The following is a 19591-nucleotide window of genomic DNA, read 5'->3' as shown; positions in this document are numbered from 1 at the left end:
TACTTTACGCGCGCGGACGGCCTGCTCAGCGCGCCCGGGCGGGCGGCCCCCGGCACGGCCCGCGCAACGGTCGCGCAAGGGGCGTAAGGGACACGCGGCGCGGGAAGACATGACCGCGGGAGTGACGGCGGCGTGAAGATTTCTGAAGAGTCTTGCGGTAACTTTCCGCAACCGTTTCCACACCCTGGCGACTCAGCGTCATCACCATAATGGCGTTGATCAGGGGTTTTATCAGGTCAAGCGGAGGTATAGTGGATGTGCCCAGATGGTCACGGAAGGCCCACGGTACCGTGGACATGACAGTGTCAGAATTTTAGTCGGTCCCAAATCCATCCCGGAATCATCACGGATGCAGAAAATATCCACCATGTATGGACAGAGCCCGCTCGACCGCGATGTACTACCTCATCAATCAGCACCGCCACAGATGGCGTCTCGCACCCGACTTTCGACCCTGGGATCAGCGGCCCCACTGTGGGGAGGCTGAAGAGATCTCTTTGGATGTGGGCGGAGCAGGCCAATGAGTACGGTCGTCCTCGACAACGTGAGCAAGATTTACCCGGGCGGGGTCCTCGCGGTCGATCGTTTCAACCTGCGCGCCGAAGACGGCGAGCTATTGGTCCTACTCGGCCCTTCGGGGTGCGGCAAGTCGACGCTGCTACGGATGATCGCCGGCCTGGAAGAGATCACCAGCGGCGACCTGTGGATCGACGGGCGCATGGCCAACCACCTCCCGCCGCGCGACCGCGACGTGGCCATGGTCTTCCAGAACGGCGCGCTCTACCCGCACCGCACGGTACGCGGCAACCTCTCCTTCCCCCTGGAGATCGCCAAGGCCGACCCCTCGCTGGTCAAAGACCGCGTCATCGAACTGTCGAAGGCGCTGCACATCGACGAGACGCTGGACCGGCGCCCTGGAACGCTCTCCGGCGGGCAGCGGCAGCGGGTGGCGATGGGGCGGGCGATCGTCCGCCAGCCGTCCCTCTTCCTGATGGACGAGCCGCTGTCCAACCTGGACGCGGGCATGCGCACCGAGCTGCGGATGGAGATCTCCTCGCTGGTCCGCGCGCTGGGCGTCACCACCATCTACGTGACGCACGACCAGGTCGAGGCGCTGACCCTGGCCGACCGGATCGCCATCATGAACCGCGGCGTGCTGCAGGACGTCGGCACCCCCGGGCAGATCTACAACGACCCCGCCACCGCCTTCGTCGCCGCCTTCCTCAGCTCCCAGCAGCTCAACCTGCTCTCCCCGCAGGTGCGCACCCCGCAGAACCAGTACATCCTGCTGGACTTCGGCCCGCACCAGATCACCATGCCGTGGACCGATCCGCGCGCCTACGCCGTGTCCCAGCACACCGGCGGCACCATCATCGTCGGCATCAGGCCCGACGCCCTCGCCCCGGTCCCGGAGACCTACGACGGCCCCTCCTTCCAGGGCCGTGTGCGGACGCTGGAGTACCACGGCCACGAGTGGCTGGCCTACGTCGAGGCCGGGCTGCCCGCGGTGGCCGTGCCCGAGCCGCCCGACCCCCGGCAGAACGGCAAGGCGGCCAACGGCGGCGGGCCGGGCAGGGCGCGTTCGATGATGCGCCGGCTGCTGTCCGGCGGCGAACGCGAGCCGGAGCAGGAGCAGGAGCCGGAGACCATGCTCAACGGCGCCTCCATCAGCGGCACCCACCGCCGCGCCGACCTGATCGTGCGGCTCGGCTCACGGCCGGTGTGGCGGGCCGGGGAGCACGCGAGGGTGGGCGTGGACCTCAACCGCCTGATGCTGTTCACCAACGACGGCGGCAGGATCGACCCGCCCCGGCGCTGACCCTGCCCATGGCCTGTTCGCCGAGGTGGGGGCTCACCCGACGGCGGTCGCCTCCCCTGCGGGTGCGAGCATGGCGACGACCTCCACCAGGCGCACCACGCTGTCCAGCTCGGCCGGATGGAACTCCGCGCCCTGATGGCGCCCCACGATCAGGCACAGCCCGGCGTCCTGCACCGGGACGCACAGCAGCCGGACGTCCCCGTCGCTGGACACCCCGGCCCGGGGCGGCACCTCCCCCGCCGGGCTGAAGTCGGCGGGGGCGCGCACGCTGCGGTGCACGAGCCGCGACCACGCCCGTGGCCGCCCCGCCGCCCCCGGCCCGGTGGCCACGGTCACCGCCCAGTCCGCCCCCACCAGGTCGGGCAGCGCGTCCACCAGCGTGGTGTACGCCCGTACCGGCTCGGCCGCGACGTACCTGAGCAGGTCATATCCCGGAGCCGCCCCCGGCACGACCCGCGTGATCCACACCCCCTCCACCGACACTCCCGGAAGCCCGGCGAGCCGGTCCCGCATGTGGGCGCACACCGGCTCGTTCCGCCCCGCCTCCGGCCCGTCGGCGGAGACGGGCCAGGCGACGGTGAAGTCGTCCACCGCCCTGCCGCCCTCCCTGCCGAGCACCGTCACCTGATGGATGTCCGCGCCGATGGTCCCGAGCGCCCGGGTCACCTGTCCGAGCGCGCCGGGACGGTCCGGCAGCGAAATCCGCAACCGCAGCAGCATTGGCAATCACCCCCCACCTTGACACCAAACACTCTTGGAAGAAGGTTTCAACCCTGTTCTGGGTAAATGTCGGCAGTGATTCGCCATGAATGGGCCGGAGCCGGCTTTTGGGCCCCCGGACAGGCGCGGTCGGCGCAGCCGATCCGGTCACAGGGGGTGGAATTCGGCGCACGGGCCGGTACGATCATGAGCCCGGCGCGCACGGCCGCCGTACTCGCCCCCGGACTCAGGGCGGGCCGGCGTCCCACGCGGGAAGCGCCCGAAGGAGTCGGCGTTGAGGTCCCTGCGGATTGCCCTGATCACTGTGACCGCCGTGCTGGCCGTCGCCGCGACCGTCTCGGTCCTGCGCCACGAACTGGGCGGCGGCGAGCCTTCGGCGGAGATGTCCGAGGCCATGGCCGTGCCCGCGGTGCCCACCGTCATCGATCGGTTGAAGGCCGGGGAGCGCGGGCTGGACCTCGCCGTCCACTCGCCGGCGCTCGGCCGGACGGCCTCGGTGCGGGTGCTGCTGCCCGCGGGCTGGCGGCCGGGGTCGGGCCCGTGGCCGGTGCTGTACCTGCTGCACGGCTGCTGCCGCAGCGATCACGCGAGCTGGGCGGAGGAGGGCGGCGCGGAACGCCTGACCGCCGGCGCGCCGATGATCGTGGTCATGCCCGAGGGCGGCCGGGTGGGGTTCTACTCCGACTGGCTGGACGGCCCGGCGTGGGAGACGTTCCACGTCCGGGAGCTGATCCCGCTCATCGAGCGGGAGTTCGGGGCGGGGCCGCGGCGCGCGGTGGCCGGGTTCTCCATGGGCGGGCTGGGCGCGATCGGCTACGCGGCCAGGCATCCGGGCCTCTTCCAGGCCGCGGCGGCCTATTCGGGGGTGCTGGACACCACCGGCGACCGCGCCGCGGTGCGCTCGCTCATCAGTGAGAACGGCGAGGACCCGGCGGGCCTGTGGGGCGGTCTTTCGTCCCATCCCCGGATCTGGCAGGAGCACAACCCGGCCGAGCTGGCCGTACGGCTGCGCGGGGTGACGGTGTACGTGTCCTGCGGCGACGGCGAGCCGGGGCCGCTGGACCCGCCGGGCGCCGCCGCCGACTACGAGGGCGCGATGCTCGCCCAGGCCAGGACCTTCGCCCGGCGCGCCCGCGCGGGCGGCGCCAGGCTCACCACCGACTTCTACGGGCCGGGCACGCACACCTGGCCGTACTGGGAGCGGGCGCTGGGCCGCTCGCTGCCGCTGCTGCGCGCCGCCGTCGGCGCGTGAGGATTCCAGTCGATCAGGTACGGCATCCGAGATGCCAACGAATTGGGCCTTAATGAAAAGGTTCTTTACTATTAACCTGACAAGGTGGACTTAGAAGTACGGCACCTACGTGCGATCTGTGCGATAGCCGACTGCGGAAGCATCTCCAAGGCCGCGGTCCATCTGCGAACGTCGCAGCCTGCACTGGCGGCGCAGTTACGCAGGATCGAGCGGATGTTCGGCGGCCCGCTCTTCGAGCGCGGAAGGGAGGGGGCCCGCCCGACGCCACTCGGCGCCTGGGTGCTCCTCCGGTCCCGCTCGATCCTCCCCGCCTTCGACGAACTCCAACGGGACGGCCGCCGATACACCGGTCAAACCCTCATCCGGGTGGGCTGCGCGCCGACCCGGCTGGCCATCCACGTCTCGGAGTGCCTGCACCGCCTGGCGGGGGGCACGAGGGTCGCGATGCGGACCGAGGAGGCTGTGGACGTCCTGCCGGAGTTACTCGAGTCCGAGCGGCTGGAACTGGCCGTGCTCCCGGACTATCCGGGACACGAACTGGCGCCGCGGCCCGGCGTGGCCTACTCGGTGATCGCGGTGGAGCCCATGTTCGTCGGGCTGACCGCCTCCCACCCGCTCGCCGCCCGGGAGGAGGTGGAACTGGCCGACCTGGCCGACGAGGAGTGGACGCTGCCCGCGGTGGTGGAGAACGGCCACCGCGAGCACTTCCTGGCCGCGTGCGCGGTCAAGGGGTTCGCTCCGGTGGTCTCGTACTCCCTGCACACCAGCGTGGCACTCGGGATGATCGGGGCCGGGCGCTGCGTGGGCATGTTCCAGGCCACCAGCAGGGAGTCGCCCGGCATCGTCATCCGCCCGGTGGCCGGCACGCCGCTGCGCCATCGGCACGTGCTCGGCTGGACCGAGCACGGACCGATGGCGGGCTTCGCGGCCGACCTGGTGCGCAGCGTCACCCAGGCGTACTGGGCGGACGCCCTGAACGCGCCCATCTACGCCTCCTGGCTCAAACGGCACGGACCGCTGCCACAGCCCGCCCACAATGCCGCCCTTTCAGTGCCATAACCCCGTGTTATAACGCCCACATGACATAGCGCCACGTTATGGAAACCTGTGGGGTTACTACTTCCCGGTGCCGGGTGCGAGCCTAACTCGCACCCGGCCGGGCTCCTTCTCACCCCCCAAGGAGCCATGTGAAACCCAAGCTCAGGCTTGGCGGCGTCGCCGTGCTTTCGGCGGCCGCCTTGACCCTGTCGTCTGTGTCCGCGCCGACATGGGCGTCGGACGTCACGCAGAGTGAGCGTGCCGTTGCTGCGGCTCAGGAGGCGCAGCGGGCACCGGCCAACGCCGCGGCTCCCAACCCGGAGCAGCGTGTCAAGGCCCTTTCGAGCGCGCAGAGCGCGCTCATCGTGCATGCCGACGAGCTGAAGCTCGCCGAGAGTGATGACCTGCAACTGGAACGGGCCATCACCGGCACCAACGGCGTGCAGTACCTGACCTACAAGCGGCTGCACCAGGGCCTGCCGGTGTACGGCGGTGAAGTGATCGTCACCACCGACGCCTCGGGTCAGACCGTCCATGACGTGACCACCGGCCAGCGCACCGAAGCGTCGGTGACCACCACTCCGCGCGTCACCGCCGACCGGGCGGCCACGACCGCGCGCAAGCGGCTGACCAAGGTCGACTCCGTGAGCACCCCCACCCTCGCGGTGCACGCGGCGACCAAGACGCCGCGGCTCGCGTGGGAGGTCGTCGTCACCGGCGCGACCAAGGACGGCCCGAGCGTCCAGCACGTGTACGTCGACGCCGTCAACGGCAAGGTCGTCGACGCGTGGGACGACGTGCGCGCCGGCACCGGCAACAGCTACTACAACGGCAACCCGGTGCAGATCCAGACGTCGGGCTCCGGCAGCTCGTACTCGATGACCGACAACACCCGCCCCGGCCTGCGCTGTGGCGGCCAGAACGGCAGCGCGTACACCGGCAACGACGACAACTGGGGCACCGGCCAGGGCACCAACCTGGAGACCGCCTGCGTCGACGCGCTGTTCGCGGCCCAGAAGGAATGGGACATGCTCCGCCAGTGGTTGAACCGCAACGGGTTCAACGGCTCCGGCGGCGCCTTCCCCGCGCGGGTCGGCCTCAACCAGGCCAACGCCTTCTGGAACGGCCAGTACACCAACTTCGGCCGTAACCAGGCCAGCACCAAGCAGGCCACCGCGATGGACGTCGTGGCCCACGAGTACGGCCACGGCATCTTCCAGTTCTCCGGCAGCGGCGGCTCCGGCTCGGGCAACGAGACCGGCGGCCTGAACGAGTCCACCGGTGACATCTTCGGCGCCCTGACCGAGCACTACGTGAACCACCCGGCCAACCTCGACGAGCCCGACTACCTGGTCGGCGAAGAGATCGACCTGGTCGGCCGCGGCCCGATCCGCAACATGTACAACCCGAACGCCCTCGGCGACCCGAACTGCTACTCCTCGCAGATCCCGAGGACCGAGGTGCACGCGGCGGCCGGACCGCAGAACCACTGGTTCTACCTGCTGGCCGAGGGCACCAACCCGCCCGGCAAGCCCGCCAGCCCGGTCTGCAGCGGCCCCGCCAACCTGACCGGCATCGGCGTCCAGAAGGCCGGCCAGATCTTCATGGGCGGCCTCAACGCCAAGACGGCGCCCTGGACCCACGCCAAGGCCCGCGTCGCCACGCTGAACGCCGCCAAGTCGCTGTTCAACGGCAGTTGCGCGGAGTTCCGGGCGACCCAGGCCGCCTGGACGGCCGTGGACGTCCCGGCGACCAACGACCCGACCTGCACCGACACCGGCGGTAACGACTTCTCGGTGTCCGTGCAGCCCTCATCCGGCACCATTCCGGCCGGTGGTGGAGAGGTCAGCACCACGGTGACCACCGCGGTCACCCGCGGCAGCGCCCAGTCGATCACCCTGCGTCAGCCGACCGGCCTGCCCACCGGCGTGACCGCCACCTTCAACCCGGCGACCATCACGGCCGGCCAGAGCTCGACGCTCCGGCTGACCGCCACCGCCGCCGCCCCGGCCGGCACGCACAACATCCAGTTCGTCGCCGACGGCGCCGACGTGGACAAGCAGGCCGGCTACGCACTGACCATCGGCCGCACCGACCCTCCGGTAGTTCCGGACATCGCGGTGGCCAACGTGCAGGCCCACCTGAGCCAGCTTCAGTCGATCGCCCAGCAGAACGGCGGCAACCGGGCCTCCGGCACCGGCGGCTACACCGGTTCGCTGAACTACATCAAGGGCAAGCTGGACGCGGCCGGGTACCAGACCCGCATCCAGAACTTCACCTACGGTGGCGGGCAGCACCAGAACCTGATCGCCGACTGGCCGGGTGGACCGGCCAACCAGACGATCATGCTGGGCGCGCACCTGGACAGCGTCAGCGCCGGTCCGGGCATCAACGACAACGGCAGCGGCTCCTCCGGCCTGCTGGAAGTCGCGCTCACCCTGGCGGGCAAGAACCCGACCATGAAGAAGCACGTCCGCTTCGCCTGGTGGGGCGCTGAAGAGCAGGGGATGCGCGGTTCGACCTACTACGTGCAGAACGGCGGGGCGTCCGGAGTCGAGGCCTACCTCAACTTCGACATGATCGCCTCCCCGAACCCGGGCTACTTCGTCTACGACGACGACACGGCGCTGCAGAAGCTTTTCAACGACTACTTCGCCACTCTGCAGATCCCGACCGAGCGTGAGACCGAAGGCGACGGCCGCAGCGACCACGCTCCGTTCAAGAACGCGGGCGTGACCGTCGGCGGGCTGTTCACCGGCGCGTCGAGCGTCAAGTCCGCGGCGCAGGCCCAGAAGTGGGGCGGCACCTCGGGCCAGGCGTTCGACCGCTGCTACCACTCCGCATGTGACAGCTACCCCGGCAACATCAACACCACGGCCCTCGACCGTAACTCCGACGCCATCGCGGTCGCCGTGTGGGCCCTGGCGGTCGGCGGCGGCCCCCAGCTGCCGGACGACTACTCGATCTCCGCTGAGCCGTCCTCGGCTTCCGTGGAGCCCGGCGGACAGGCCACCACCAACCTTCGCACCACGGTGACCTCGGGTAACGCGCAGGCGATCACGCTCTCCGCCGGCAGCCTGCCGGAAGGCGTGAACGTCACCTTCAACCCGGCCAACATCACCGCGGGCGGGTCGTCGAGCGTGACGATCACCACCTCGTCCGCCACGCCGCAAGGCACGCACACCATCAACCTCAACGCCGACGGCACCCTCGCGGACCACTCGGCCTCCTTCAGCCTCACCGTGGGCAGCGGCCCCGGCGAGACGACGTGGGAGACGTGGAAGGCGTACACCGCCGGCCAGCAAGTGACCTACCAGGGCGTCTCCTACCGGTGCCTCCAGGCGCACACATCGCTGCCTGGATGGGAGCCGCCGAACGTGCCGGCCCTGTGGGAAGCCGTCTAGTTCCCGCCTGATCGGTACGGCTCACGCCCCGTCCGCACCAGCCCCATCGGGGGGTGGACGGGGCGTGAGCATGTCCTGGGGCGGATCGCCGTCCCGCGAACGTCCCAGGGCGTACGGCACGGAAAGTTAACAAGGGCGATGCGGAGCGTTCAGCTCCAACACCCCCGCCCGGTCACCCTCGTGGCTAGTTTCGGAGCACCCCCGGCTCAGCAGCGTTCCGGCATGCCGACCACATTCCACGAGGAGTCCATTTTGCGAGTACTGGCCGTTGTCCCCGCCCGCGGCGGCTCTGCGGGCGTACCGCTCAAGAACCTGGCGAAGGTGGGCGGCACGCCGCTGGTGGCGCGCGCCGTACGAGCCTGTGTCCGGGCCGGGCTGGTCGACGAGGTCGTGGTGAGCACCGACCACGCGGGTATCGCGGACGTGGCGCGGGAGGCCGGGGCACAGGTCGTCGAGCGGCCGGCCGACCTGGCCGGCGCGACCGCCTCCAGCGAGTCGGCGGTGCTGCACGCGCTGGACGAGCGCGTCGCGGCCGGGCAGCAGGAGCCGGAGATCGTGGTCCTGGTCCAGTGCACCAGCGCCTTCATCGACCCCGCCCACCTCGACGCCGCGATCGGCAAGGTCGCCGGCGGGGAAGCCGACGCGGTGTTCTCCGGCCTCGCCACCCACGAGTTCCTGTGGAGCACCAGCGGCGCGGGCATCAACCACGACCCGGCGGTACGCCGGCGGCGCCAGGACCGCGAGCCGCAGTACCGCGAGACCGGCGCCTTCTACGTGATGCGCACGGCCGGGCTGCGCGAGCACGGCCACCGGTTCTTCGGCACGGTCGCCGTGCAGCCGGTCGATCCCGGCCACGCCATCGAGGTGGACGGCCCGGCGGACCTGGAGCTGGTACGCGTGCTGGCCCCGTTCGTGGACGTGCCGGAGCCGCTGGACGTGGACGCCGTGATCACCGACTTCGACGGGGTGCACACCGACGACCGCGCCTACGTCGACCAGGACGGCCGCGAGACGGTCGCGGTCAGCCGTTCCGACGGCATGGGCATCGCGCTGCTGCGCAGGGCCGGCGTCAAGTTCCTGGTGATGTCCACCGAGCACAACCCGGTGGTCGCCGCCCGCGCCCGCAAGCTCGGCGTGCCGGTCCTGCAGGGGCTGGCCGACAAGCGGACGGTGCTGCGCGACTGGCTGGCCATCGAGGGCCTGGACCCGGCGCGGGTGGCCTACGTCGGCAACGACGTCAACGACCTGGGCCCGATGGGCGAGGTCGGCTGGCCGGTCGCGGTGCCCGACGCGCACCCCGAGGTCCGCGCCGTCGCGCGGGTCGTGCTCAGCCGCGCGGGGGGCGCGGGAGCCGTACGTGAGCTGTGCGACCGGGTGCTCGCCGCGCGTCCGCAGGCCGACGGCGCCCTGGACGTCGCGCCGGTCGCCGCCGGCGTGCTGACCCGCTCGCCGTCCGAGGTGCTCATCGGCGACGTTCCGGTGGGCGCCGGCCGGCCGGTCTACATGATCGGCGAGATCGGCATCAACCACAACGGCGACATCGACATCGCCCGCAGGCTCATCGACGTGGCCGCCGACGCCGGCTGCCAGGCGGTGAAGTTCCAGAAGCGCACCCCGGAGATCTGCGTCCCGCTGGAGCAGCGCGGCCAGATCAGGCAGACGCCCTGGGGCGAGATGACGTACATGGAGTACAAGCTCAGGACCGAGTTCGGTACCGACGAGTACACCCAGATCGCCAAGTACTGCGAGGAGCGCGGCCTGCAGTGGTTCGCCTCCCCGTGGGACGTGCCCTCGGTGGAGTTCCTGGAGAGCATGAACGTGGTCACCCACAAGGTGGCCTCGGCCTGCGTGACCGACCTGGAGCTGCTGCGCGCGCTGGCCGCCACCGGCAAGCCGATCATCCTGTCCACCGGGATGTCCACGCTGCCGGAGATCGACCGGGCGGTCGAGGTGGTCGGCACCTCGCGGCTGATCCTGATGCACTCCACCTCCACCTACCCCCTCCCGCCGGAGGAGGCCAACCTGCGTACGATCGTCACCCTGCGCGAGCGGTACGGCGTGCCGGTCGGCTACTCCGGCCACGAGCGGGGGCTGCAGATCTCGCTGGCCGCGGTGACCCTGGGCGCGGTGGCCGTCGAGCGGCACATCACCCTGGACCGCACGATGTGGGGCTCGGACCACGCCGCCTCGCTGGAGCCGGTCGGCCTTGAGCACCTGGTCCGCGACATCCGTATCATCGAGACCGCGCTCGGAGACGGCGTCAAGCGCGTCTTCCCCGGTGAGGAGGCCCCCAAGGCCCGCCTGCGCCGCGTCACTGTGTGAACCGCCCCGGTTACCGCCACGAAGGACAGCCTTGATCACCCTCTCTGTCATCGTGCCCATCCGCGACGGGGAGGCGTATCTCGCCGACGCCCTCACGTCCCTGGCCAGGAACGCCAGACGGGACTTCGAGTTCATCGTGGTCGATGACGGCTCGGCGGACGGCACGGGGGCCATCATCGAGGACTTCCGAGGGGAACTCCCTGGAATGTCGGTGTTGCGCAACCCGAGCCCCGTCGGCCTGGCAGACGCGCGCAACCTGGGGCTGTCCCTGGCCTCCGGCCGCTACCTGACGTTCATGGACGGGGATGACTGGCTCGCCCCCGGCTACCTGGGCGACCTGGTGGCGGCCATCGAGGCCCTCGGCTGCGACTTCCTGCGCGTGGACCACGTACAGGCCGAGGGCCGCAAGCGGGTGATCCACCGGGCGCCGCAGGCCCGGCGGGGCGTGGTGCTCGACCCCCGCGACGGGATCATGCCCGCGGACATCAAGACCATGGTGGACTACCCCTACGCGTGGGCCGGGATCTACCGCAGGGAACTCGGCGACCTGCTGCAGTTCCCCGGGCACCTGCACACCGCCGAGGACCGGCCGTGGATCTGGCGGCTGCACCGCCACACCCGGTCCTTCTCGGTGGTGTCGCTGCACGGCCTGTTCTACCGCCGGTTGGTGCCCGGGTCGCTCACCCAGGTCGGCGACGAGCGGCAGCTCCACTTCTTCGACGCCTTCGACCTGATCTTCAAGGATCTGGCCGACGAGCCGCAGTACCTGCCCAAAGCGGTGCGCATGATGTGCGCGCTGCTCGCCCACCACCTGGAGCTGCTCGACCGCTTCACCCCCGAGCTGCGCGCCAGGTTCGTCGAGCGGGGGACCGACGCGCTGCGCCGGCTTCCCACCGACCTGCTCGCCCGGACCCTGTCCCATCTGACGGGCGAACGCGAGGACGCGCTGCGCGCGCTGGTCCCCGAAGTGCCCCGTCTTCCCCCGTCCCGTTACCGGCCCGCACCGGAGGACGCATGATCCAGGTCTTCTACGCCTCGACCCTGTTCGGGGCGATGACGCTGGCCGCCGCGATGGACACCGGGCGGTTCGGCGAGCACGAGGGCAACCGGCGCATCCTGCTGGTGTCCAACAACGCGGCCATCCCGGAGGTCGCGACCCCGCTGGACCAGACACCGGGCTTCGCCGCCCTGCGCGCCCGCTTCGACGAGGTGTGGTCGTGGAACGAGCTGGTCTCCCCGCTGCACCCGTCGGACTGGAAGGCGCGGGTCATCGAGGTCCCGATGCTCAGCCGGCTGATCGCCGCGCACCTGTCGCTCGGCGACGGCCCGGCCGAGCTGGTGGTGGAGTCGCTGGCGGTGCCGCCCGCCCGCACCATCGCGGGCCTGATACGCGAGTGCCCGGTCACGGTCTACTCCGACGGCCTGATGAGCTACGGCCCGACCCGCAACCCGCTGCCGCTGGAGATCTCCGGCCGGCTGACCCGGCTGCTCTACCTCGACCTGGTGCCCGGCCTTTCGCCCTTGCTTCTGAGCGAGTACGGCGTGCCCGCCGAGGCCCTTCCCGGTAGTGCGTTCACCTCCGTGGTGGACCAGGTGGCCGAGTACTGCCCGGACGACGTCGAGGGCGACGCCCTCATCCTGGGCCAGTACCTCTCCGCCCTGGACATCGTGACCGCCCAGGAGGAGGCCGACCTGCACGCGTCGATGCTGCGCGCGCTGGCCGCCCGGGGGCATGAGCAGGTGGTGTTCAAACCGCATCCGGCGGCCGGGCGCAGGCACGCCCAGCAGCTCCGGCAGGTCGCCGACGACCTCGGCGTACGGCTGGCGGTGGCGGGCGAGGCGGTCCCGGCGGAGGTGTGCGTCGCGGCGCTGAAGCCGTCGCTGGTGGTCGGCTGCTTCTCCACGGCGCTGCTCACCGCCAAGCGGTACTTCGGGGCGCCGGTCGCCACCATGGGCAGCGAGCTGGCGCTGGAACGGCTCACGCCCTACGAGAACAGCAACCGCATCCCGGTCACCATCGTGGACGCCACGGTGCCCCGGCTGCTGCCCGACGGGTCGCTGCTGGACGCGGCGTTCACCGAGCAGCAGATCACGCCGCTGATCCATTCCGTCGGCTACTGCATGCAGAGCACGGTCCTGCCCGGACTGCGCGACACCGCCGCCGCCTACCTGGCCGAGGCGGGCGCCGGACCGTACTTCAAGCGGCAGCGCCTGTCGGCGCTCGAACTGGCGCCGGCCGAGGCCCGGCTGGGCGCGGGCGCTCTCGCCCGCCTGCGCCGCAAGCTCGCCCGCGCCCTGCCCTGACCTCTCCGGCCCTCGCCGGGTCAGCCGATGGACTTGAGGTAGCGGCGCACCCGCCGCTTGGCGCGGTAGCCCACGCGCAGCATGCCGGGCGGCACCTCCACGCGCATCCGTGCCCTGCGGCGGGCGGCGACGTCGGCGGCGCTCTGCAGCAGGGACCGCGCCGGGACGAGCCGCCCGGCGCGGGCGTCCTCGGCCAGGGCGGTAAGCCGGGGATGCCAGTCGGCCGCGCTCTCGTGGTGGAAGTAGTTGGCCTGGCACCACCGGGCGTCCGGCTCGCGGAAGACGCCCTTGGCCAGCTCGTCGAGGTCGCCCAGGCACCCGCTGTCCTCGAACACCAGGTTGATCATCTCGGCGCTGACCCCGAAGTCCGAGAGGACCAGCAGCGGCACCGACTCGGCGATGGCCTCCAGCGCGGCGGTCGAGCTGACGGTGACGAACCCGGCCGCCCTGGACAGGTGCTCGTGCATCGGCCCGTCGGCGAACCGCACGGCTCCGCCGCGGACCCGGCCCTGGGCGGCCAGTTCCATCCACAGCCGCTCGTAGTGGTAGCGCTCGTTGTGCGTCTGGCGTTCGGTGTCGCGGGCGCGGAGTTTGACCACCACGTCGAGGTCGGGCCGCCGCTCCCCCAGTTCGGCGAGGGCCAGCAGGATCGACTCGCGCTCCTCGCGCCGCTTGGGCACCTTGGCCTGGGTGGCGAACACCACGCGGTCGCGGGGGCCGGAGACCGGGCCGGCCGCGCCCTGGCCGAGGAAGGGCAGCCTGGCCAGGCCGACCGCGCCGCCGCCGCCGAGTTCGGCGCCGAGCGCGGAGAACTCGCGCACCTCGCGGGTGCTGTGCACGATGAACAGGTCGCACCCGCTGCGGAACCGCCATGCCTTCTCGGTGGCGGGCACGGAGATGCCGGGCAGCCCGGAGAAGAACACCGGGCGGGGGCGCAGTCCCTCCAGGGTCTCGGCGCACAGCACGTCGACCACCGGGCCGGTGCAGGCCAGCAGTACCGCGTCGGGGGCGAAGCGTTCGGCGGCCCGGCGCAGCCGCCGGGCGGTGAGCACCTCGGGCAGGCCCTCCCCGGCCGCGGCGCGGGTCCCCGCGATGGCCGCGGCGATCTGCCCGGAAGAGGGCGCGATCGGGGTCCTGATCAGGGTGAGCAGTGCCTCGTCACCTGGGGGGAGCCCGTCGAGAAGGCACGCGGCCCACTTCAGATACGAGTCCGAGTCGGCCACCGCCAGGACTTTCAAGATGTGACTCCAATGTCGTGAGTGCCGTGATCGTGATGAGCGAACATCTGCAGGTGCGAACGCAGGGACGGCGCCGCGTCGGCGGTCCACCACTCGTCGGGCACATCAACGGTCTCCACGGGCACGCCGCGCGGGGACAGCAGCACCCGCAGCGAGGTCACGGCCGTGGACGGCAGGCTCACCACGCGCTGTCCCTGAGACAGCCCGCGCAGCGTGATCTCGGCGGGGGCCCCGCCGTCGTACACGTGGACGCCCGGTTGTCCCCTGACCAGGTCGAGGTCGGCGGGGTCCTCGCGGCGGTGCGGGAAGTAGGCGACGGGGTTGCGTTCGGCCAGGCCGGCCAGCCAGCACAGGTAGGGGTCGCGGTGGATCAGGCCGTTGCGGACCAGCGAGGTGCCGAGGACGATGGTGCGCTCGCCCGGCTGGGTGGGCTCGTCGGGCCGGGCGCGCAGCCATGGGAAGTCGTGGGTCAGCAGCTCGGCGCCGGTCGCGCGTACGGCGTCGGCCAGCTCGGCGGGCACGGGCAGCGCGGTGAACACCGAGAGCCTGCCCCGGCGGGCGGCCAGGCGCAGCCGCAGGCCGGCGGCCCTGCCCAGCGCCGCGCGCAGGAGGCCGCGGACCGGGCCGGAGCCCACCGGACGGGCGCGCAGCAGGGGCGGCAGGGCGTGGCCGCTGAGAAGTTCGAGCAGGCGGATGGTGGCCAGGCCGTCATCGACGATGACCACGCGGCGACCCGTACCGGCCAGCAGGCGCAACTGGACCTTGCCGGAGAAGGCGTCGCCCACCACCCAGGTGCCGCCGCGCGAGGGCCGCGGCATTTCGCTCTGGGCTGAATCGATCACGGAATGCGCAGGTAGGCCCAGACGGTTGAGTTCACGTCGGGTGGCGGCGAGGGCAGGGAGCTTGGCCCGCGGCACGATGCGCGTCCCGCTTCCGAGCAGGCCCGCATGGTGGGCCTCCACGGCGCAGAGCATCTGCAGCGGTGACTCCACCCAGGCCACGGCCGACCCCTGCTCCCGCACGTGGCGCCGCCGACCTTCCTCCACGCCGGGTGATGACCCGTTCACGACGTCATCACCCTAGCCACGGGGGATTACGAGCCCGGGAAGCCTCAGTGAACACCCGGAATACGAGATTCCGGTGTGTAGGAGCTTTGCCCGATTTGCCCTCGTATGTCACCATGTATTACCTTTCACGGAGTTTGCGGCAGAGCCCCCCCTGCGTCGCAGGTCAGAGCGTTGCCGCGACGTTTGCAAACTGCATAGCGCCCAGTCACGGCAGGAACCCCCTCCAGCCGGGGCGCAACCGCCGAGTCCGCGATACGCGGAGCCGGGGACCCAACCTCCCCCATGGGGTGAATCGGCAAGGCCCGCCTTCGGGCGGCCAGCCGTAGGGCCGACTTCCAGGCCCGAACCCGTCAGCTAACCCGGTAGGCGGCATGGAAGCAAGGAGTCCCCTATGTTCCTTCATCGGATCGCCCATGCCGGGAAGACCCGACTGCTCGGCGCCGCGCTGGGCACCGCGGTGTTCGCCGGCGCCCTGACCGGTGTGCAGGCCGCGCACGCCGACACCCCCACCGACACCAAGGCGGCCACAACCCAGACCCAGCGGGCCGTCAAGGCCCAGGACGTCATCAACCTGGCCCTTTCACAGGTCGGCGTCAGCGAGAACGCCGCCGGCGGCGGCACGAAGTTCCATGAGTGGTACATGTCCTCTCCGCGAGCCCTGGAGACGGTCGCCCGTGACGGCGGCAGCGTGAACGCGTACGCCAACGCGCCCTGGTGCGCGATGTTCGTCTCCTGGGTCGGCGAGGAGCTGGGCGTCCGTCCGTCCGTCGGATGGGACGCCTACACCGTGACGCACGCCAAGTGGTTCAGCGAGAACCAGCGCTGGGGCACGGCGCCCAAGCCGGGCGCGGTCGTGTTCTTCGGCTGGAACGGCGGCAAGCGCTTCGATGACATCGACCACGTCGGTTTCGTCGTGCAGGACAACGGCAACGGAACCATCAAGACCATCGAGGGCAACACGGGCAACGGCAGGGTAGAGGTCCGGACCCGGCCCACCAGCCAGGTGGTCGGCTACGGCTACCCCGACTACGCCGCCTGACCCTCGCCCCGACCTGGCCACGCCCCCGATCCCGGGCGGCGGGACCACCCCGGAACCCTACGGCCCCGTGCCACGGTGACCCCGTGGCACGGGGCCGTTCCGTCTCGCGGGGCGCGGGCGGCGGGAGCGCTTCATGAGAACTCCTCGTAGTGGTAAAGTGACTGTGAGTATTACCGCTAGGAGGTGGCCCGTGTCAACCGCCCGCCCGCCGGTCCGCGGCGTGGTCACCCTCTCGGCGGCGGCCGTGGCCGCCGCCGCCCTCGCCGCCGCCTTCCCCGCACAGGCCAAGGTCCCCCAGTCCATGCTGGGCATCACCCGGCACGACCTCATGGCCGACCACACCCGCCACTGGTCGCTGTTCTGCGACCCCGACGGCGGCACCCACCCCGAGGCCCGCACCGCCTGCGACCACCTGCGGGCCATCGATGGCGACCTGGGCGTGCTGCGCACCCGCTACCGATCCGCCCGCTGCGTCGGGGGCCACACCCCCGTCCGCGTCGAGATCCGCGGAAGCTGGCACGGCCGCATCGTCGGCTTCCACGCCCACTACCCCAACGCCGCCTGCGCCCAGGGCGCCGCCGCCTCCCCCACCCTCATCCCCGGCTGACCGGCCGGCTCGGGCGGCGGGGGTATACGGCGGGGCTCCGGCGTACAAAGAGCTTTCTCATTGTGCGGACATCTGGCTGGTTGACCCCGTCCTGTGCAATAGCCTGATATGCCGTGAGCGCAGAATCGATCCATCTGGATTCCTGGCGAGAGCTGCCCGCGGCGCAGCAGCCCGACTGGCCTGACCGCGGCGAGCTGGACAAGGTCGTGGCCGAGCTGGCCGGCCTTCCGCCCTTGGTGTTCGCGGGGGAGTGCGACCAGCTCAAGAGCGAGCTGGCCGCCGTGGCCCGCGGGGAGGCGTTCGTACTGCAGGGCGGTGACTGCGCCGAGACCTTCGCCGGCGCCACCGCCGACGCGGTGCGCAACAAGCTGAAGACCCTGCTGCAGATGGCGATAGTGCTCACGTACGCGGGCAAGGTGCCGATCGTCAAGATCGGGCGGATGGCCGGGCAGTTCGCCAAGCCCCGCTCCAAGCCCACCGAGGTGCGCGAGGGCGTCGAGCTGCCCGCCTACCGGGGCGACATGGTCAACGGCTTCGACTTCACGCCCGAGTCCCGCGCGCCCGACCCGTGGCGGCTGCTGCGGGCCTACCACTCGGCGGCGGTGACGCTCAACCTCTGCCGCGCCTTCACCAAGGGCGGGTACGCCGACCTGCGCCAGGTACACGCCTGGAACCAGGACTTCGTGGCCGGTTCCCCCGCCGGCCGCCGCTACGAGCGGCTGGCCAGGGAGATCGACCAGGCGCTCGCCTTCATGCGCGCCTGCGGGGCCGACCCGGAGGAGTTCCACACGGTCGAGTTCTACTCCTCGCACGAGGCGCTGATCCTGGACTACGACCGGGCGCTCACCCGGATCGACTCGCGCACGGGCCTGCCGTACGACGTGTCGGCGCACATGGTCTGGATCGGCGAGCGCACCCGCGGCCTCGACGGCGCGCACGTGGAGTTCTTCAGCCGCATCCGCAACCCGATCGGCGTCAAGCTCGGGCCGACCACCTCCGCCGAGGACGCGCTCGCGCTGATCGAGCGCCTCAACCCGGACAACGAGCCGGGCCGGCTCACGTTCATCACGCGGATGGGCGCCAAGAAGATCAGGGACGCGCTGCCCCCGCTGGTGGAAAAGGTCACCGCGGGCGGCGCGATCGTGGGCTGGGTGTGCGACCCGATGCACGGCAACACCTTCGAGGCCCCGAGCGGGCACAAGACCCGGCGCTTCGACGACGTGCTCGACGAGGTCACCGGCTTCTTCGAGGTGCACAGGGCGCTGGGCACCCACCCCGGCGGCATCCACATCGAGTTCACCGGCGACGATGTGACCGAGTGCGTCGGCGGCGGGCACGAGGTGGTCGAGGACGACCTCGCGCTGCGCTACGAGACCGCCTGCGACCCGCGGCTGAACCGCGGGCAGTCACTGGACCTGGCCTTCCGGGTGGCCGAGCTGTACCGCTCGGCCTGACGATCCGGCGCAGGCCGCTTACGGCGAAGGGGAGCCGTCCACCGGCTCCCCTTCCGCACGACTGGCGGTACGGTCAGCTTTCCTGCTTCTGCTCGCCGTCCAGCTCGGCGGCGAGTTCCGCCCGGATGGCGTCCATGTCCAGGGCCTTGACCTGGCCGATCAGGTCTTCCAAGGCCGGCGCGGGCAGAGCCCCCGGCTGGGCGTACACGACGATCCCATCGCGAATCGCCATGATGGTCGGGATCGACGAGATCTCGAAGCCCTCGGCCAAGCCGCTCTCCGCGTCGGTGTCGATCTTCCCGAACGTGATGTCCTCGTGCTTCTCCGACGCCTTCTCGAAGACCGGCCCGAACTGGCGGCAGGGGCCGCACCATTCCGCCCAGAAGTCGAGCAGGACGATGCCCTCATCGGCGATCTCGTTGAAGTTCTTCTCGGTTACCGCGACAGTCGCCACCAGTGGCTCCTCGCTTCCGGCGTTCACTTGACAGCCCACATAACCATGTACCCTTCGTGGGCATTCCTACCATGGTCCACTATTCAGGAGTCGCGTATGACGCGCTACGGAGAAGGCCCGGAAACCGCGACCTTCAGTGAATGGCTGCGTGCGAGCAGCGAGCCCGATTGGTCGGCCGTCGTCGGGCATCCGTTCGCCACCGCCATCATCCGCGGCGAGGCCGACATGCGGCGCTACCTCGTCCAGGACTTCCAGTTCGTGGACTCCTTCACCGCGCTGCTCGGCGCGGCCGTGGCCGCCGCGGACTCCTTCGAGGCGCGAGTGCCGTTCGGCCGGTTCCTCGGGCAGATCGCCACCGACGAGGAACGCGGCTACTTCCACCGGGCGCTCGCCGCCCTCGGCGAGGACCCGACCGCCGCGCCCGAGCCGGAGCCGGTCACCACGGAATTCCGGGCGCTGATGGACGAGGCGCGCGCCGGCCAGGACTACCCGGTGATCCTCGCCGTGCTGTGCGTGGCCGAGTGGAGCTACCTCGGCTGGGCCTCGCGGGCACGAGAGCCGCTGCCGGAGGGCTTCCTGTACCGCGAGTGGATCGAGCTGCACGAGGGCCCGGACTTCCGGGCCTGGGTCGGCTTCCTGCGCGGCGAGCTGGACCGGCTCGGCCCCGCGCTGCCGGCGACCGCGCAGGCGCACGTTCTTGACGCCTTCCGGCGCGCGACCGTGCTGGAACGCCGGTTCTTCGACATGGCGGCCGGAAACTGAGCAAATCATTTCGGATACTCTCCGGCATTCCTCTGCACACTATTAGAGGAATATTGAAATGACGCATAAAAAGATCTAGGAAATCTAGAATACATTTTCGGAGGACATATA

The 19591-nt window shown here is 70.8% G+C and carries 15 protein-coding genes and 1 riboswitch; of the genes, 11 read left to right on the top strand and 4 right to left on the bottom strand.

Going from position 1 to position 19591, the window contains the following annotated elements; genetic code table 11:
- Positions 1–520 precede the first annotated feature (520 nt).
- Positions 521–1819, top strand: coding sequence for an ABC transporter ATP-binding protein (locus ACH34R_RS31160; protein ID WP_397565112.1), 1299 nt, complete (start codon positions 521–523; stop codon positions 1817–1819).
- Positions 1820–1852: 33 nt separating this feature from the next.
- Here the strand turns inward: ACH34R_RS31160 and ACH34R_RS31155 are convergent, their stop codons facing one another.
- The gene (locus ACH34R_RS31155; protein WP_397565174.1) at positions 1853–2539 is read right to left on the bottom strand and encodes an amino acid-binding protein; all 687 of its coding nucleotides are present in this window, start codon (positions 2537–2539) and stop codon (positions 1853–1855) included.
- A 274-nt stretch (positions 2540–2813) separates the two neighbouring features.
- Here ACH34R_RS31155 and ACH34R_RS31150 point away from each other — a divergent pair, with 274 nt between their 5' ends.
- From ACH34R_RS31150 to ACH34R_RS31125, 6 genes are all read left to right on the top strand, one after another.
- Positions 2814–3791: an alpha/beta hydrolase gene (locus ACH34R_RS31150; protein ID WP_397565111.1), complete on the top strand. Its 978-nt coding sequence runs from the start codon at positions 2814–2816 to the stop codon at positions 3789–3791.
- An 84-nt stretch (positions 3792–3875) separates the two neighbouring features.
- Positions 3876–4850, top strand: a complete 975-nt coding sequence (locus ACH34R_RS31145; protein WP_397565110.1) for a LysR family transcriptional regulator — start codon at positions 3876–3878, stop codon at positions 4848–4850.
- A gap of 194 nt (positions 4851–5044) precedes the next feature.
- Entirely contained in the window at positions 5045–8233 is a 3189-nt protein-coding gene (locus tag ACH34R_RS31140; protein ID WP_397565109.1) for a M28 family peptidase, read from the top strand.
- A 222-nt stretch (positions 8234–8455) separates the two neighbouring features.
- Entirely contained in the window at positions 8456–10555 is a 2100-nt protein-coding gene (locus ACH34R_RS31135) for an N-acetylneuraminate synthase family protein (RefSeq protein ID WP_397565108.1), read from the top strand.
- Between the two features lie 31 nt (positions 10556–10586).
- Positions 10587–11573: a glycosyltransferase family 2 protein gene (locus ACH34R_RS31130; RefSeq protein WP_397565107.1), complete on the top strand. Its 987-nt coding sequence runs from the start codon at positions 10587–10589 to the stop codon at positions 11571–11573.
- Positions 11570–12859: an alpha-2,8-polysialyltransferase family protein gene (locus tag ACH34R_RS31125; protein WP_397565105.1), complete on the top strand. Its 1290-nt coding sequence runs from the start codon at positions 11570–11572 to the stop codon at positions 12857–12859. The genes ACH34R_RS31130 and ACH34R_RS31125 overlap by 4 nt, the downstream gene beginning before the upstream one ends.
- A gap of 20 nt (positions 12860–12879) precedes the next feature.
- Here the strand turns inward: ACH34R_RS31125 and ACH34R_RS31120 are convergent, their stop codons facing one another.
- Together ACH34R_RS31120 and ACH34R_RS31115 are read right to left on the bottom strand one after the other, a co-directional pair.
- Entirely contained in the window at positions 12880–14097 is a 1218-nt protein-coding gene (locus tag ACH34R_RS31120; RefSeq protein WP_397565104.1) for a DUF6716 putative glycosyltransferase, read from the bottom strand.
- Positions 14094–15164, bottom strand: a complete 1071-nt coding sequence (locus tag ACH34R_RS31115) for a hypothetical protein (protein WP_397565103.1) — start codon at positions 15162–15164, stop codon at positions 14094–14096. The genes ACH34R_RS31120 and ACH34R_RS31115 overlap by 4 nt, the downstream gene beginning before the upstream one ends.
- A gap of 229 nt (positions 15165–15393) precedes the next feature.
- Positions 15394–15548, top strand: a riboswitch (cyclic di-AMP (ydaO/yuaA leader).
- 7 nt (positions 15549–15555) lie between these two features.
- On the opposite strand from ACH34R_RS31115, the gene ACH34R_RS31110 reads away from it, so the two are divergent.
- From ACH34R_RS31110 to ACH34R_RS31100, 3 genes are all read left to right on the top strand, one after another.
- Positions 15556–16203, top strand: a complete 648-nt coding sequence (locus ACH34R_RS31110; protein ID WP_397565102.1) for a CHAP domain-containing protein — start codon at positions 15556–15558, stop codon at positions 16201–16203.
- A 190-nt stretch (positions 16204–16393) separates the two neighbouring features.
- Positions 16394–16810 carry an SSI family serine proteinase inhibitor gene (locus ACH34R_RS31105; protein ID WP_397565100.1) on the top strand — a complete coding sequence of 139 codons (417 nt, stop codon included), beginning with the start codon at positions 16394–16396 and terminating at the stop codon, positions 16808–16810.
- A 113-nt stretch (positions 16811–16923) separates the two neighbouring features.
- Entirely contained in the window at positions 16924–18264 is a 1341-nt protein-coding gene (locus tag ACH34R_RS31100) for a class II 3-deoxy-7-phosphoheptulonate synthase (RefSeq protein WP_397565099.1), read from the top strand.
- Positions 18265–18337: 73 nt separating this feature from the next.
- Here the strand turns inward: ACH34R_RS31100 and trxA are convergent, their stop codons facing one another.
- The gene (gene trxA, locus ACH34R_RS31095; protein ID WP_111166317.1) at positions 18338–18718 is read right to left on the bottom strand and encodes a thioredoxin; all 381 of its coding nucleotides are present in this window, start codon (positions 18716–18718) and stop codon (positions 18338–18340) included.
- Between the two features lie 96 nt (positions 18719–18814).
- Between trxA and ACH34R_RS31090 the strand changes: the two genes are divergently transcribed.
- Positions 18815–19480, top strand: a complete 666-nt coding sequence (locus tag ACH34R_RS31090) for a TenA family protein (protein ID WP_397565097.1) — start codon at positions 18815–18817, stop codon at positions 19478–19480.
- The last annotated feature ends 111 nt before the right edge of the window (positions 19481–19591 follow it).

Origin of the sequence: Spongiactinospora sp. 9N601 (assembly GCF_044326295.1) — a bacterium.
GTDB lineage: Bacteria > Actinomycetota > Actinomycetes > Streptosporangiales > Streptosporangiaceae > Spongiactinospora > Spongiactinospora gelatinilytica.
The sequence above is the reverse complement of the archived record's forward strand: the minus strand, read 5'-3'. Positions and strand labels throughout refer to the sequence as shown.

Coding starts and splice junctions, on each gene's coding strand:
- ACH34R_RS31110 (WP_397565102.1), top strand. CDS start 15,556: ATGTTCCTTCATCGGATCGCCCATGCCGGGAAGACCCGACTGCTCGGC.
- ACH34R_RS31125 (WP_397565105.1), top strand. CDS start 11,570: ATGATCCAGGTCTTCTACGCCTCGACCCTGTTCGGGGCGATGACGCTG.
- ACH34R_RS31155 (WP_397565174.1), bottom strand. CDS start 2,539: ATGCTGCTGCGGTTGCGGATTTCGCTGCCGGACCGTCCCGGCGCGCTC.
- ACH34R_RS31135 (WP_397565108.1), top strand. CDS start 8,456: ATGCCGACCACATTCCACGAGGAGTCCATTTTGCGAGTACTGGCCGTT.
- ACH34R_RS31090 (WP_397565097.1), top strand. CDS start 18,815: ATGACGCGCTACGGAGAAGGCCCGGAAACCGCGACCTTCAGTGAATGG.
- ACH34R_RS31160 (WP_397565112.1), top strand. CDS start 521: ATGAGTACGGTCGTCCTCGACAACGTGAGCAAGATTTACCCGGGCGGG.